The sequence below is a fragment of the Panacibacter ginsenosidivorans genome (genome assembly GCF_007971225.1).
GTDB classification, from domain to species: Bacteria; Bacteroidota; Bacteroidia; order Chitinophagales; family Chitinophagaceae; genus Panacibacter; species Panacibacter ginsenosidivorans.
In genome coordinates this window covers 2409743-2424570 of record NZ_CP042435.1, presented here as the reverse complement: position 1 = coordinate 2424570, position 14828 = coordinate 2409743, and the positions used below count along the sequence as shown (strand labels likewise).

The 14828-nt window shown below is 38.3% G+C and carries 13 protein-coding genes; 7 read left to right on the top strand and 6 right to left on the bottom strand.

What is annotated here, in order from left to right:
• Window positions 1-72 precede the first annotated feature (72 nt).
• The 3 genes from FRZ67_RS10150 to FRZ67_RS10140 form a co-directional block, all read right to left on the bottom strand.
• Complete coding sequence (locus tag FRZ67_RS10150) at window positions 73-1707, bottom strand: amidohydrolase (RefSeq protein ID WP_147189441.1); 1635 nt, start codon at window positions 1705-1707, stop codon at window positions 73-75.
• Between the two features lie 15 nt (window positions 1708-1722).
• Window positions 1723-2271 (bottom strand): CopD family protein, encoded by a 549-nt coding sequence (locus FRZ67_RS10145; RefSeq protein ID WP_147189440.1) that lies wholly within the window; start codon window positions 2269-2271, stop codon window positions 1723-1725.
• Window positions 2272-2429: 158 nt separating this feature from the next.
• Window positions 2430-4760 (bottom strand): efflux RND transporter permease subunit, encoded by a 2331-nt coding sequence (locus tag FRZ67_RS10140; protein WP_147189439.1) that lies wholly within the window; start codon window positions 4758-4760, stop codon window positions 2430-2432.
• 335 nt (window positions 4761-5095) lie between these two features.
• On the opposite strand from FRZ67_RS10140, the gene FRZ67_RS10135 reads away from it, so the two are divergent.
• From FRZ67_RS10135 to FRZ67_RS10110, 6 genes are all read left to right on the top strand, one after another.
• Entirely contained in the window at window positions 5096-5752 is a 657-nt protein-coding gene (locus FRZ67_RS10135; protein ID WP_147189438.1) for a hypothetical protein, read from the top strand.
• Between the two features lie 49 nt (window positions 5753-5801).
• The gene (locus tag FRZ67_RS10130; protein ID WP_147189437.1) at window positions 5802-6101 is read left to right on the top strand and encodes a winged helix-turn-helix domain-containing protein; all 300 of its coding nucleotides are present in this window, start codon (window positions 5802-5804) and stop codon (window positions 6099-6101) included.
• A gap of 51 nt (window positions 6102-6152) precedes the next feature.
• On the top strand, window positions 6153-7937 hold the full coding sequence (gene creD, locus FRZ67_RS10125) for a cell envelope integrity protein CreD (protein ID WP_147189436.1): 1785 nt from the start codon (window positions 6153-6155) through the stop codon (window positions 7935-7937).
• Window positions 7938-8262: 325 nt separating this feature from the next.
• On the top strand, window positions 8263-8823 hold the full coding sequence (locus FRZ67_RS10120) for a hypothetical protein (RefSeq protein ID WP_147189435.1): 561 nt from the start codon (window positions 8263-8265) through the stop codon (window positions 8821-8823).
• A 69-nt stretch (window positions 8824-8892) separates the two neighbouring features.
• Window positions 8893-9258 carry a diacylglycerol kinase family protein gene (locus FRZ67_RS10115; protein ID WP_147189434.1) on the top strand — a complete coding sequence of 122 codons (366 nt, stop codon included), beginning with the start codon at window positions 8893-8895 and terminating at the stop codon, window positions 9256-9258.
• Window positions 9255-9920, top strand: coding sequence for a DUF1361 domain-containing protein (locus tag FRZ67_RS10110; RefSeq protein WP_147189433.1), 666 nt, complete (start codon window positions 9255-9257; stop codon window positions 9918-9920). The genes FRZ67_RS10115 and FRZ67_RS10110 overlap by 4 nt, the downstream gene beginning before the upstream one ends.
• Before the next feature lie 238 nt (window positions 9921-10158).
• Here FRZ67_RS10110 and FRZ67_RS10105 read toward each other — a convergent pair whose 3' ends face one another.
• Window positions 10159-11268, bottom strand: coding sequence for a carboxylate-amine ligase (locus FRZ67_RS10105; RefSeq protein ID WP_147189432.1), 1110 nt, complete (start codon window positions 11266-11268; stop codon window positions 10159-10161).
• Between the two features lie 91 nt (window positions 11269-11359).
• Window positions 11360-12313, bottom strand: coding sequence for an ATP-grasp domain-containing protein (locus FRZ67_RS10100; RefSeq protein ID WP_147189431.1), 954 nt, complete (start codon window positions 12311-12313; stop codon window positions 11360-11362).
• Window positions 12314-12433: 120 nt separating this feature from the next.
• Here FRZ67_RS10100 and FRZ67_RS10095 point away from each other — a divergent pair, with 120 nt between their 5' ends.
• Window positions 12434-13249: an alpha/beta hydrolase gene (locus FRZ67_RS10095; RefSeq protein ID WP_147189430.1), complete on the top strand. Its 816-nt coding sequence runs from the start codon at window positions 12434-12436 to the stop codon at window positions 13247-13249.
• A 208-nt stretch (window positions 13250-13457) separates the two neighbouring features.
• Here FRZ67_RS10095 and FRZ67_RS10090 read toward each other — a convergent pair whose 3' ends face one another.
• Complete coding sequence (locus tag FRZ67_RS10090; protein WP_147189429.1) at window positions 13458-14771, bottom strand: clostripain-related cysteine peptidase; 1314 nt, start codon at window positions 14769-14771, stop codon at window positions 13458-13460.
• Between the last annotated feature and the right edge of the window lie 57 nt (window positions 14772-14828).

The window sequence follows — 14828 nt, the reverse complement described above, 5'->3', positions numbered from 1 at the left end:
GGCCGCAAAGCTTGTAGCATCTGCTGTTGCGTCGCACACTTCTACATTCTGTAAATGGCGCAGCAAAAAAAATTATTTACCAAAAACTTTTTTGCCATTACTGTATGTGGAGATAACTTTTGTATTCAGTACATCTGTTTCATTCACCTTCATAAGGTCATTATCAAGAATAATAAAGTCTGCTTTTTTGCCTGTTTCAATACTGCCGATTTCATTCTCCATAAAGTCTGCTTTGGCAGCCCAGATGGTCATGCCACGAATCGTTTCTTCTCTTGATAGCGCATTCTCCATTTGAAAACCACCTGCAGGATAGCTTTTTGCATCTTTCCTGAAAACTGCAGCCAGAAAGGTTTTGAACGGACTAATATCTTCTACAGGAAAATCTGTACCAAGTGGCAACCAACCATTCTGTTGGAGCAATTGTTTTAATGCATAACCACCTTTTAATCTTTCGGTACCAAGACGTTCGCCGGCCCAATACATGTCACTCGTTGCATGCGTGGGCTGCACAGAAGGAATGATAGAAGCATTGCCAAATAGATTAAAGTCATTTTGATTAATGATCTGTGCATGTTCAATGCGCCAGCGTTTATCATTCTTTCCTTTCAGGTATTTGTTGTACACATTTAGTATCTCACGATTAGCGCTATCGCCAATAGCATGCGTGCACATTTGAAAATCTGTATTGGCGAGTAATGCTGCAACAGAATCGTAATGTGATTTTGTGTTTAATAAAAACCCGTGCCAGTTCGGCCTGTCGCTATATGGCTGCAATAAACAGGCACCACGGCTGCCCAATGCACCATCCGCATAAACTTTAAAACCTTTTACAAAAAGCTTGTCTGTTTTGTATGGGCCTTTGGAAAGATATTTATCGTAATTTACTTTATCATCACTGAGCATAATGTACAAACGCATATCCAGTTTGCCTTCTTTTTGTAAGGTATCGAGCAGGTCAACAGCACGATAACTTATACCACATTCTGTAATGGTAGTGAGGCCTTGCTCAAAACAATTTTTTTGTGCAGCCATTAGCCAGCGTTCCATTTCTTCTTTGGAAGGATAAGGAATTTTTGAAGCAATAACATCTCCGGCATTATCTACAAGAATACCCGTAAGCCTGCCATTAAATGTTTCAAAAGAACCGCCATTAATAGTTTGACCCGGATGCACATTTGCAATCTCCAATGCTTTTGCATTGGCTACATATGCATGCCCATCCACACGTTCAAGTAATACGGGCTTATCAGGAAAGTATTTATTTAGTGAATCATTGGTTGGAAAAGATTTGCCGGGAAATTTATTCTGGTCCCAGCCGCGGCCACGAATCCATGTTTCGCTGGGATGTTCCGCAGCAAATTTTTTAACCCGCTCTAATACTTCATCAAAACTTTTGGAATCATACAGGTCCACAGAAAAAAGTGATTGACCATAACTTATAAAATGTGCATGTGCATCTATAAAACCTGGGTAAACAGCTTTGCCACCTGCATCAACTTTTTCTTTTGCTTCATAGTTATTGAGTATTGCTTCATTGCTTCCTACTTCTACGATCTTGCCATCTTTCACCGCAAATGCCTGCGCTGTGGAGAAACCGCTGTCAACAGTATAAACAATTCCATTATGAACGATAAGGTCAACTGAAGTTTTAGACGAACAGGAAAAAAGCAAAAAACTAATTACAAAAAGCAACAATATATTTTTCATACAACGTGAGTTAAATTATTTTTTAGTTCGAATGATCTTATAAATTTTTATAGCGCTCATCAGTACGATAATAAATCCTATCAATCCTGCAAGTGACCAGATGAAGCTTTCAGATTGTTTTACTACGGCAAGTGTAACGATGGCAACAAGAAAAACTGTTGATACTTCATTCCACATTCGCAATTGCTGTGATGTGTATTTGTATATGCCATTCATTTCCTGTTTAAAAATCTTATGCAGCGTAAAATGATAAACGTAGAGTAATACAACAAAGATCAGTTTAATAAGTAACCATCTTCCTTCAGGTTCCAGTATGAGTTTATTCCAGCCAGCATTAAACATCACCAGCGGCCCAAAGATCAATGTAAGGATTGCAGAAGGCCATGTAATACCATACCATAAGCGCCTCATCATGATCTTAAACTGGCTACGCAGGATATTGCATTCTATTTCTGTTTTTTCGCCAGCTTCTGTACTGTAAATAAACAAGCGCGGCATATAAAACATACCGGCAAACCAGGTAACTACAAAAATGATATGTAATGCTTTAAGATAACTATACATACAACGAATGTATTTTATTTACCGGTTATTTACCACAAACGGGGAAGAGACGCAGAGAAATATTTTTAGCTTCCTGTTTTTTGTTGAAATATATGCTGAACGTACAAGAGTGCGACGCAACAAAAGCATCATAACAATTCAAAAGCCTGGCTCAAAAATTACTTGCTTTTCTTTTTCTTAACCAATGTATTGATCAATACGGGCAGCAATACAAGATTGGTAACAGTACCAACTAACAGTGTTAATGAAGTGAGCCAGCCCAATGCTTTAGTGCCGCCAAAATCACTGACACAGAAAATTATAAAACCTGCTATCAACACAAGCGATGTGTAAATGATGCTAATGCCGGTGTGGCGGATAGTTTGTATCAATGTGTCTTCCACATCATCGTTGCGTAACGGGAGTTCCTGTTTGTAGTTGACAAGAAAACGTATGGTTACGTCTATCACAATGCCAAGTGCTACGCTGAAAATGAGTACAGTAGAAGGTTTCAGTGCAATGCCTGTCCAGCCCATTACGCCTGCAGTGATGACCAGCGGCACTAGATTGGGTATAAGCGAGCACAATAAAATTCTTGCAGAACGAAAGAGATAAAGCATACATAATGCGATGAGCAGGAATGCCCACATGATGCTTTCTTTTAAACCATTGATGATAAAACTGGTGCCTTCAAGAAATGTTACGCTGGTACCGGTGAACGTAATTTTATATTTTGAAGTATCGAATGTTGCTTTTGCTACAGAGTCAAAATCTTTTAACAGCAACGGCAGTTTTGCGCTGCCAATATCTTTCATGTTTACACTGATGCGTGCTGTTTGCTTGTTGCTGTCAATAAAACTACGCAACATATTGCTTAATCCTGTTTTATTGGCGGCCGTATCTTTTTTATCCTGTTTTAAATATTTACCCATTAACGGCATGTCAAATTCTGTTGGTGTTGTGTAGTTAACACTGTCACCATCGTAATATGCCTGCTTGGCAAATTTCAAACCTTCTACAAAAGAAAGTGGTTTTGCAGTTTCAGGCCTGTCTGCAATGTATTGCGAGAATGCATCTATCTTTTCAATTGGCTCGAGTGATCTCAAAAGACCGTTTTTCTTTTTTGCTTCCACTGTTATTTCAAGCGGCATGATGCCATCGAAATTCTTTTCAAACCATTTCAGGTCGGTATAGATCTTATCATTCTTTGGAAGATCATCTACAATATAGCCTTCGCTTTTTAGCCTGGTGATACCAATTACAGCAGCGATCAAAATAACGGCGGTGACAAGATAAATGGTCTTTGCATGATGAAAGGTCCAGCGTTCTATGCGCACTAATATCTTTTCTAAAAATTTATTGTCCAGATATTTTACATGCTTGCTTTTGGGTGCCGGTAAAAAACTTAATACAGATGGAATAAAGATCAGCGAAATCACAAAAAGCATCATGATATTGATACCAGATACTACACCAAACTCTTTCAATAAAGCGCTTTCTGTAAATGCAAAAACGGCAAAACCTATTGCTGCCGCTATATTACAAAAGAGCGTAACAACACCCATGCGCCCCACCATTGTTCTCAGTGCTTCCTGTTTGTCATTGGTATCACGATAAGATGTATGGTATTTATTCAAAAAATAAATACAGTTGGGAACGCCGATAACAACGATCAGTGGTGGAATTAATGCGGTAAGCAATGTTATCTTATAATCAAACAGCACCATGGTGCCCAAACTCCATACAACACCCATGATCACCACCAGCAAACTCATCAGCATAGCGCTGAAAGAGCGGAAGAAAATAAGTAATGTTATTGCAGACAGCACCAGCGAACCGATGAGGAACCAATACATTTCTTTCTGAATTCTGTCAGAAACATTTGTTCTTATATAAGGTAAGCCACTTAGGTGAACAATGATATTCGTGTTGTGTTGAAATATTTCCACCTTGTCAAGAATATCATTCACAAGCCTTGTGCGTGATTTGCTGTTGGCTGTATCCTTGTTCAAACGCACGGCCATCAATGAGGCATTGGTTGCAGCATTGTAAAGCTTGCCATTATAGAAAGGATAATTCAGGAAAACATTTTTATCACTGTCAAGTGCAACCTGTGAAGTATATGGAAGATGAAATATTTTTTTAAAGGATAACTTCTCTGTGGAATCTTCTTTTACCAGCGCGCCAATTTCAGGTATGCCCATAATGTCTTCTACACCCGAAACAGTTTTCAGATCTTTCTGTAAGGTGGCTAATGCGTTGAATACAGATGGTGTATAAAGTTTATCCGTTTCTATGCCCAGCACCATTGTGTTGCCATCGTCACCAAACTTTTTCTTAAAGGCCAGGAAGTCTTTGTATTTGGGATTATCAACAGGAATGGCCTTTGCAAAATCATAACCCATTTGTACGTGGCTAGCTTTATAACCCATCCACACCGTTGAAGCAAGCAACAAAAGCAGCAGAATAATTTTGTACTTCAGTATAAATTGGCCCAGTCTGTACCACATGCGCAATAAGATTGATAAACGGCTGCAAAGAAACAGATTAATGACGGCAAATGCACCAATTAATTGCTTAAGATTTTTTGCAGTGCGCTGTAGATTATAATGGCATCGCCTGTTGTGTCACTCACTTGTACGTTCGGAACGTGAATCGTCAATGATGAATGGCCGGGGAATCTTGTGATATTTTTATTCACCATTGACTACTCACCATTCACCTGTACAAGAGTGCGACGCAACAGAAGCTTAATTGTTAAATAAAAGCCCGGCTCAAAAAAAACTTCAAAATAAATTTGGTGACTTACGATTTGAGTATTTACTTTGAATTTCAAAGTGCTTTTATGACTGACCAAAATCCTCACTTAGATACCCTGAAAGATATTAAACAGATGATGGAACGCAGCAGCCGTTTCATAAGTCTTAGTGGGTTGAGTGGAATAGCTGCTGGTATTTGTGCATTGATAGGTGCATGGTTTGCGAATGGTATTATTGACAATAACAAATATGCTGTAACCAACCTGCGCAGTATGCCGGAAGACAGTAATAATTCAATAAGCATAGGAGACTGGATGGGGAATCAGCTTTTTCAAATTGCAGTATTCACTTTTATCGCTGCATTTATACTCGCTTTTATTTTTACTTATATAAGAAGCAAAAAGACCAACACGCCAATTTGGGGCGCTATGGCTAAAAGAGTTTTGATCAACGTTGCTATACCAATGATCGTTGGTGGCATCTATCTTTTAAAACTTATGGAGAATGAAGCCTATGGTTATATTGCTCCTGGTTGTCTTATCTTTTATGGACTTGCCGTTTTGAATGCAAGTAAGTATACGTTGGACGAGGTGCGTTATCTCTCTTACGGTCTGCTGCTGCTGGGTATAATTAATCTCTGGTATATTGGGTATGGTATTTATTTTTGGGCGCTGGGGTTTGGTGCGTTGCATATAATATACGGTATACTGATGTGGTGGAAATATGAGCGTACCAGCGAATAAAATGTGTTGATGCTAATGTGTAGTGTGGTTCTATAACAAACGAAATGTAATGAAGAATCCGATTGAAAATTTAAATAAAGCTTTTGACAGCAGGGTAAGGCTGGGCATCATGAGTGCCGTAATGGTCAATGATGAAGTAAACTTTAACCAGTTGAAAGAATTGATACAGGTTACTGATGGCAACCTCGCAAGCCATATAAAGGCATTGGAAGAAATCGGTTATGTAAAAGTGAATAAAGGATTTATCGGGCGTAAAACAAATACAACTTATGCAGCAACAAAGGCAGGAGAGAAGGCATTCAAATTGCACCTGGAAGCATTGGAGCAAATGATCAAATCGACGAAGTAAATTTTTTTATATTTTCACTTTGAAATTCAAAGTGCTTTTTAAATTGGCGAAATGACATCTTCAACATTGGCCGCACGAATATGGTTCCTCTCATCTCTCTGTTTTGGGATCGGTGGATTTAGCTGGTTTATTTTTGACGAACCCGGAGCTGCTGTAATGTTGCTTTTTCTTGGACCTATCGCTGCATTTGCCGGAAGTTTCCCTGCGTTTATCATTTTATTTATTTACATTCCTCTTATACAAAAATGGCTGAAAAAAGTTCAGTATAAATTCATCGCACTGATCTCGCTTCAATTATTTATAACACTTGGCTATGGTATAATAGCAGGCATTTTCGATACCTCTTTTAATTACGATAATGAGCCATGGCAAAACTTTTTTCAAACAGCAGGGCTAAGTACTGCTTCACTATTCGCCTGTTCACTTGCAGCTATTGCATTAAGCCACAAAAAACTCACCGCTTATTTTTCTGAGAATATTCTTTCACAAACTCAAATAGACACATATATGGAAAGCAATTACACAACAGAGCCTTCGGCTTATCGCAACCCTAAACCCTCTTCGTCAAACAAAACTTTGATCAAAGGAATTATTACCGGTGTCCTGATCCTCGTATTATTGATACCAACTTATTTTATTTCAGACCTTGTAACAGAGCGAAAGGAACGCAAAGACAAAATTATCACTGAAGCCAGCGATAGCTGGGCGGGTAATCAACTCCTTAGTGGCCCTTACCTATACATTCCTTTCAAAAATGCTGCACAGCATATTACAATGTTACCAGAGAACATTGATGTAAAAGGTGATATTACTCCCGAAGATCGGCAACGCTCTATTTACAAAGTGCTGTTATATAAAAGTGTTATCAATGGCAAAGGAAGTTTCAGTTTTAAATTGCCCAAAGATGTTGATACTGCAGGTTTACAATTATCTGACGCAAAACTCTGTTTTGGTATCAGTGATTTTAAAGGCATCGAAGACAGGATCGTTATAAAATTCAATAATACAGACTATGAATTGTCGCCCGGCCTGCCAACAAACGATATAGACAGTAACGGATTGTCTGTACCAGTTTCTTTATCAGAAGCAGATCTGCAAAATAGTATTGCATTCAATTATTCCATTAAAATTAAAGGCAGCGGACGTTTGCATTTTATTCCTGCTGCAGGCAATAGTAGTTTTGCTTTGCAATCAACATGGCCCAGCCCTTCTTTTGATGGCACTACTATTCCAAATGATCACAATGTGAATGATTCAGGCTTTACCGCAAAGTGGATCTTTAACAAAGCCAATCTACCTTTCCAGACAATACTGCATGATGGTAATACTATAAAAGGTAAAGTTGATTTTGGTGTAAGCATTCTGCAGCCGATAGATGATTATGCAAAAACAACACGATGTATCAAATATGCCATCATGTTTATCGGTCTTACATTCTCACTGTTCTTTATTGTAGAGATCATGCAGAAGAAACCGGTGCATCCCGTGCAATATGTTTTGGTTGGTTTAGCGCTTGTTATATTTTATTCGTTGCTACTCTCCATCAGCGAATTTATTCATTTCGATCTTGCTTATCTTATTGCAGCCACCGCAACGGTTTCGCTCATATCTCTGTATGCAAAAAGTCATTTCAAAACATGGAAGATCGCAGGTCTCTTTGCCGCGGTGCTTGGTAGTTTGTATGCATTCAATTATGTGCTCATCAGCCTTGAAGATACTGCCTTGCTTGTTGGCAGCGTGGCCTTGTTCATCGTGCTTGCAATTGCTATGTATGCCAGTAGAAAGATCAACTGGTATGGCAATGATGCAATGGATATCAAAACGGAAGTTGCGTAGTAAAAATATTTTATGAGCCCAACAATATTACTACTATGATGCTCTGCTTGCGTCGCACACTTGTACGGTTTGTTTATTTGGCGACAAAAAGCAGAATCCTAAACACTTAACAAACATGTTGATTTTGGGCATTGTTTATTATGAGTAACCGGTTGTATAGCAGGTACAGTTAATGCAAAAGAATGTTGCAAACACAAGGCAGTTTCTCAGCCGCGCTGCCATGAAAAATACAACTGTACAAGTGAGTGACACAACGAAGATGCATGAAGCTATACTGCCGGTCTCATAATTATTAAAATTATTTTATCACAAAAAAAATATGAAAATGAAACGCGTATCCATTCTTACACATATGGCAGCTGCAATTATTGTTACAGGCATTTTACTGGCTATGTATGCTACTGTACAACAAGTGCATCGTACTGGTGCCAATGACCCGCAACTGCAACTGGCGCATGATATAAGCGCAAGAGTTAACAGCAATAACATTGATCATTTGTTACCTGATGACACGATAGATATTTCAAGTAGCCTTGGAACATTTGTGACATTTTATAACAGCAACGGTGAGCCGATCGGGTCAACAGGTATGCTGGATGGAAAACTGCCGCAGATACCAAAAGGAGTTTTTGAACACGCAAAAGCAAACGGGGAAAATGATATTACATGGCAACCACGTAAAGGTGTGCGTATGGCAATGGTTGTAGAATCTGTACCATCATCATCGCAGGTTAGTTATGTAGCAGTAGGGCGCTCATTAAAGGAAGTAGAAGTAAGGGAAAGTAATCTTGTAACAATGATATTAATGGTATGGGTTGCCTGCATGGCAGTGATATTGATGCATTATTTAATTCAGTTGTGGTTTGCAAAAAAGGTAGTTAAATAAAACAGTAATTAAAAAAATAAAATTGAAATTAGTATGATAAATGATGGTATTTATATAAACATTATCAGGATGAACAAAAAACGAAGTTTCTTCAAAGCATTCTATCATGCATGGAAAGGCATACAACAATTTTTCCTGCATGACAGAAATGGAAGAATTCATTTAGGTGCGGCTATTGCCACAGTTATGGCAGGTTTTGTTTTACATGTTTCAAATATTGAATGGATAGTGTTACTACTATGTATAGCTGCGGTCATTTCCTTAGAGATGATCAATGCTGCTATTGAAAAATTATGTGATATGGTGCATGAAGCTTATCATCCTACCATTAAGAATATTAAGGATATAAGTGCCGGAGCAGTGTTATTGGTTTCGATAATAAGTGTAGTGATAGCGGCAATTATTTTTATTCCAAAAATTATGGAGTTGTTATGATAAAGAAATTATTGAGTAAGCTGAGTGAATTTGAGAAAATGATCTTTATTTCTATGACGTTTACAGTAGTAATGGTCACTTTGCGTTATCTGTATACAGATGACAGGCAATACTTTTTTTATCCATGGAATTTATTCCTGGCTACTGTTCCTTTGTTTTTCAGCAGGCAGTTAAAGCGGTATAAAAAATTCAATCTTAAAGCAAGTGTGCTATTGTTTTGCTGGCTGTTGTTTCTGCCAAACGCACCATACATTATAACGGACATTTTTCATCTTGAAGAAAGACCATTGATACCTTATTGGTTTGATCTGCTGATCGTGATCTCTGGTGCGTGGAATGGCATTGCTTTATGTATTACTTCATTGATGCAGGTTGAAAGATTTTTGGCAAAGCATATCAAACGAAAATGGCGTTTGCCATCTACTTTGTTGCTGATCACTTTGTGCAGCTATGGCATTTTTCTTGGCCGCTATAAACGTTATAATAGCTGGAATATTATCACAAACCCAGGGGATATAATACACACATTCATCAGTCATATTGCAGAACCAAGAGAACATATACAGGCGTGGATGTTTACCGTTTCGTTTGCAATGCTGTTAACGATTATATATTTTACAGTAAAGAAGATTCCGGGAATGTTGAAGGTAGAGAAGGGCTAGTGATGAAAAGTGTTGTTGCAGTACAAGTGTGCGACGCAACGAATGTCCCATTCATCTTCTGGTGCTGGTACAACAAATCAATTTCCCTTCTTAAATAAACTGTATGGTAGTCCTAAGGAAATATCTGCCGTATCAATTCTTTGCGCAGTGAAATGCATCATCCTAAAAAAAAATGTTGCCTGCCAAAAATAATTTTTGAACAGGCAACATTAAGCAGGGGGAAAACAGCCATTTAATATCAGGGCACTAAAAACTGGTCGTGTATATAATCAACTACATCTATAAGACTGTTGTTTTGCTCATATGCAGCCAACTGCCTGTCTGCGCCTGTACCATTTTCAAGAATTTTATGCACAAGATTTATTGCATGACGGCTTCCCAACTGATCTACCACATCGTCAACAAAATCGAGCAACTCATAAATAAGTACACGTGTGTTTACTTCACTTTCTTTTCCAAAATCAATTAGTGTTCCATCAATGCCATAACGGCTGGCACGCCATTTATTTTCATTAAGTAAAGCTCTTTGATACATCATGAAATTCATATTCTGACTGCGCAGTTTATAGAGCTTAGCGCATATTGCCTGGAACAATGCAGCAATAGCAATCGTTTCATTAATAGTCATTGGTACATCGCAAATACGAAACTCAACTGTATTGAAGAATGGATGCACCCGAAGATCCCACCAGATTTTTTTTGCATTATCTATACAATTTGTTTTGATAAGCAGGTTTACATAACTCTCGTAAGCTTCTATACTTTCGAAATAATCGGGAATACCGGTGCGTGGAAACTTATCAAATACTTTTGTGCGAAAAGATTTATAGCCTGTCTTTCTTGCTTCCCAGAACGGGGAGTTGGTGCTTAATGCATAAACATGCGGTAAAAAATATCTTGCAGAATTGGCAAGATGAATAGCCATCTTACGGTCTTCCATGCCTACATGTACATGCAAGCCAAAGATGAGATTACTTCTTGCAGCTTCCTGTAGCTCATTCACAATTTGGTTATAGCGTACATGATCTGTTATCAACTGGCTTTCCCAATGACTGAATGGATGTGTACCTGAAGCACCGATCCATAATCCAAGATCACCGGCAATTTGTGAAATAGTACCACGCAATGTTGCCACATCTTTATATGCTTCATCAATATCCTGGCAGATGTCTGTACCTACTTCTACAACAGCCTGGTGCATTTCTGCCTTTACTTTGTCCTTAATAACTTTTTGACCCTCGGTAACGATCTTTTGCTCATGGCTTTTTAGTTCACGCGTTTGCGGGTCGAGCACCATGTACTCTTCTTCCACACCAATAGTAAAATGTTTATAACTGAGATTTGCCATAAGGCTACCTGATTTTTTATTTATTGATAAAAGAACTAAACGCACAAGAGTGCGACGCAAGAAAAGTCTAATGCTTATTCAAAAGCCCGGCTCAAAATAATGGCTCTTTATTGGCACCGCGCTTTATATACTCACCCCAGGTAAGATTATCTTTTCCTTCTACATAAGTCAAAGCTTTTTCAATTGCATAATTGGCTGCCGTTTCTACCACCCAGGCAAAATTTTCTTCGCCTACGCTATTGCGATCCGCATCTGGCGCAGGGTTACAGAAATCAATGGCATAAGGAACGCCATCACGAAGTGCTAATTCCACTGTATTGAAATCGTAGCCTAAATATTTATTGATGCGCAATACAATTTCTTCCATCTGTTGCAAACGCTCAGGTGAAGGAGAGAAGCTTGCCACATAACGCAGGTGATGCGGATTGCGTGGTTCGTAAGGCATGATGCGCACATATTTGCCGCCGATGCAATAACAACGGTAATATTCATCGAACACAATTTCTTCCTGGAGCAGCATTACCAGCTGACCGGTCTCTGCATGTTTATCAAAAAAATCTTCTACACTGTTTAGCTTGTACACATTCTTCCAGCCGCCGCCGGCAAAGGGTTTCATGTATGCGGGAAAGCCGATGTATTTAAAAATATTTTCCCAATCGAGCGGGTAAGCAAGATTGGCGAAAGAATTTTCAGAAGTATCTGTGGGTAAGTCTCTCGAAGGAAGGATAACAGTTTTGGGAACCGGCACGTTGATTTTTGTCGCAAGACAATTATTGAAGAATTTCTCATCAGCGCTCCACCAGAAAGGGTTGTTGATAACCGCCGTACCGCAGATCGCCGCATTTTTGAGGTAGGCCCTGTAAAACGGTACATCCTGGCTTATGCGGTCAATAATTACAGCATAATCTGTAGCCACGCCCTGCATTACCTTATCTATGCGAACAGGCTCTGCATGAATACCTTCTACATTCTTGCTGTTAACCCGTTCTACAAATGCCTGAGGAAATGTGCGTTCCTGCCCGTGAAGGATGCCGATCTTTTTCATATGCAGATAGATTTAATTTTAAAAATTTGTGTTAGAGAGACAATTTATAAAAACTAATCTGAATTTAATGCGTTGGTAACATAAAATTCTTTTTGTTGCACATTCCTTATTTTTGAAAATATGGCTGATGAGAAACTAATGGCTGATGGAATATTGGTTGAACAAAATATTGTCACTTCTTCCTTTCTTGAAAGAGATGTAATTGTTGATGCATACTTGCCAAAAAGCGTACAACATCCTGAGCAAATGAGCCTGTTGCTGATAAATGACGGACAGGATCTCCCCAAGATGCCTTTTGATGAAATACTTGATAAACTTATAATCGAAGACACCATTGATCCATTGATGTGCATTGGTATACATTGCGGCCTTGAACGCAAGATGGAATATGGTACAGCAAATGAGCCGGATTATCAAGGCAGAGGTGCGAGGGCAATGGCTTACACGCAGTTTGTCTTTGAAGAATTATTACCGTTCATTCACGACACTTATAGGGTGGCTTCCTTCAAAGAAAAATCTTTTGCAGGTTTTTCTCTTGGGGCTTTAAGTGCTTTGGATATTGTCTGGAATCATCCGCAGGAGTTTAATAAAGTTGGGTTATTCAGTGGTTCATTCTGGTGGCGCAACAAAAGTTATAAGCACGGTTATAATGATGCGGTTAACCGCATCATGCACAAGCAAATTAGAGAAGGTGAATATCATGAATGGCTGCAATTCTTTTTTGAATGTGGCGCACTGGATGAAACAAAAGACCGTAACCATAATGGCATTATAGATTCTATCGATGATACTCTTGATCTTATAAAAGAACTCCACTTAAAAGGTTATCCTGAGAAATCTATTCGTTACCTCGAGTTGCCCGAGGGCAGGCATGATGTCTTTACATGGGGCAAGGCCTTTCCTGATTTTTTGAAATGGGGGTGGGGGAAGAAGTAAAAAAATATTTTGATACCAGCTTATGTTTTATTTAGTTATTCGTTAGTTTATTTTTGCCTGAATGAATGCTGCATTTTTTTTAGTACAAGCTGCAGTGTTTCATGGCAGCATCGTTGCGTCGCAATCACTTCATCTTTCAAAGAAATAGCAGCAGTTCATTATCAGTATAAGATTTGCACCTATTTTTCTTCGTTTATTTCCTAACAAATTACCAATTTTTACTTGTTACTTTTTTGACATATTGGAAATAGAAATACAAAAAACTTTTCCACTTATTTTTTTCTGCGAATAACAGCTGTATGTTGGAGTCTTTTTCATAATACCAGCCTTCTCGTTTTTTATATAACTCCCATTCAAAAAAATGTTCCGGGAAAAATATAGAGAAGCCATGCGCACCCCATCTTTTCTCTGTTGCATTTTCATCACTTATAACAGATCCTATTTCCTTATATGCAATGAGACATATTTCCGCATACTCAATTATGTCAACAATCTGTTCTGCAATTGGTACGAACATTTTTTTATCGTTATCAGATTCAAATTTTGAATCAAGCAGTTTTTTTAAAAAATAAATCAGATCTATTGTTTTAAGATTATAACCTGAGGGGTCTTCCTCATCAAAATAAGAAAGACATAAGAATCTTGCGGTCTGTATATGTGGAAAAAGCTTTTCACTATTTTTTAGAAACACTGCAGCCAGATCATTTATTTTTTCTGCAAATCTTTCAATCTGGTCAAGCTTGATGCACGATAATGTAAAAGTTTTGTCATCGTAAATTTTATGATAAAATAATTTTATAAGCTTTTCAGGAGTTTTTGCTTTAACATTTTCAGTTACTTTAAGATAGGATGACTTTATAAGTAATGTAGCGGCTTCCAGCGGAGATGATGAAGAGTTTTTGCTAAGGTGTTTTAGAAACATATAATATCCAAATCCCTGAAGAGATGCCAGGTTTTGACTTGCTACCAGGTATTTTGCACAGGCTCTTAATGTATAAGCATTTTCCAGCATTTGCATCCAGCATGCATCAAATGCAATAATGTCAACCTGGTTAATCGTTTTTTTAATAGCGGTGAAGATTTCTTTTGTGTATAAAGCATCTTGCCTGCCCCCTCTATTACTGCCAGGATCTGGGCTGGCAGCAACGGCGGTACCGGCTCCATGATCCCAAAAGGAAAGCATGTATTTTTTAGCAGGATACCTGCTCTTACAAAAGGATAAGAAATCTTCGAGTGTTTGTGGTGAGCCAAGTCTTTCCCTTCTTATAGTCTTGCGAACTTTTTTCCGGGCTATAGCTCCTATTTTTGTTTCGATCTCGTATATTTTCGGCAGAAAATTTTTTGAAAGCCTGCCTTTTTTATTTGGATTGCGATCTGCTACTATAATTATCTTTATTGCTGAAGTGCTACCTATTGAACATATTTCCTGCAAATTTTTTTTAAAGCTCATTTCGAACCCTTCGGGTTCCACATTCATATAAATCATGATTGTCCATTCGTGTGTGGGATTAGAATTGGCCATGAGGATAGAGATTAGCGGCGGTTACGAATTATTGGTTGTTCTTACAATATAATTGTT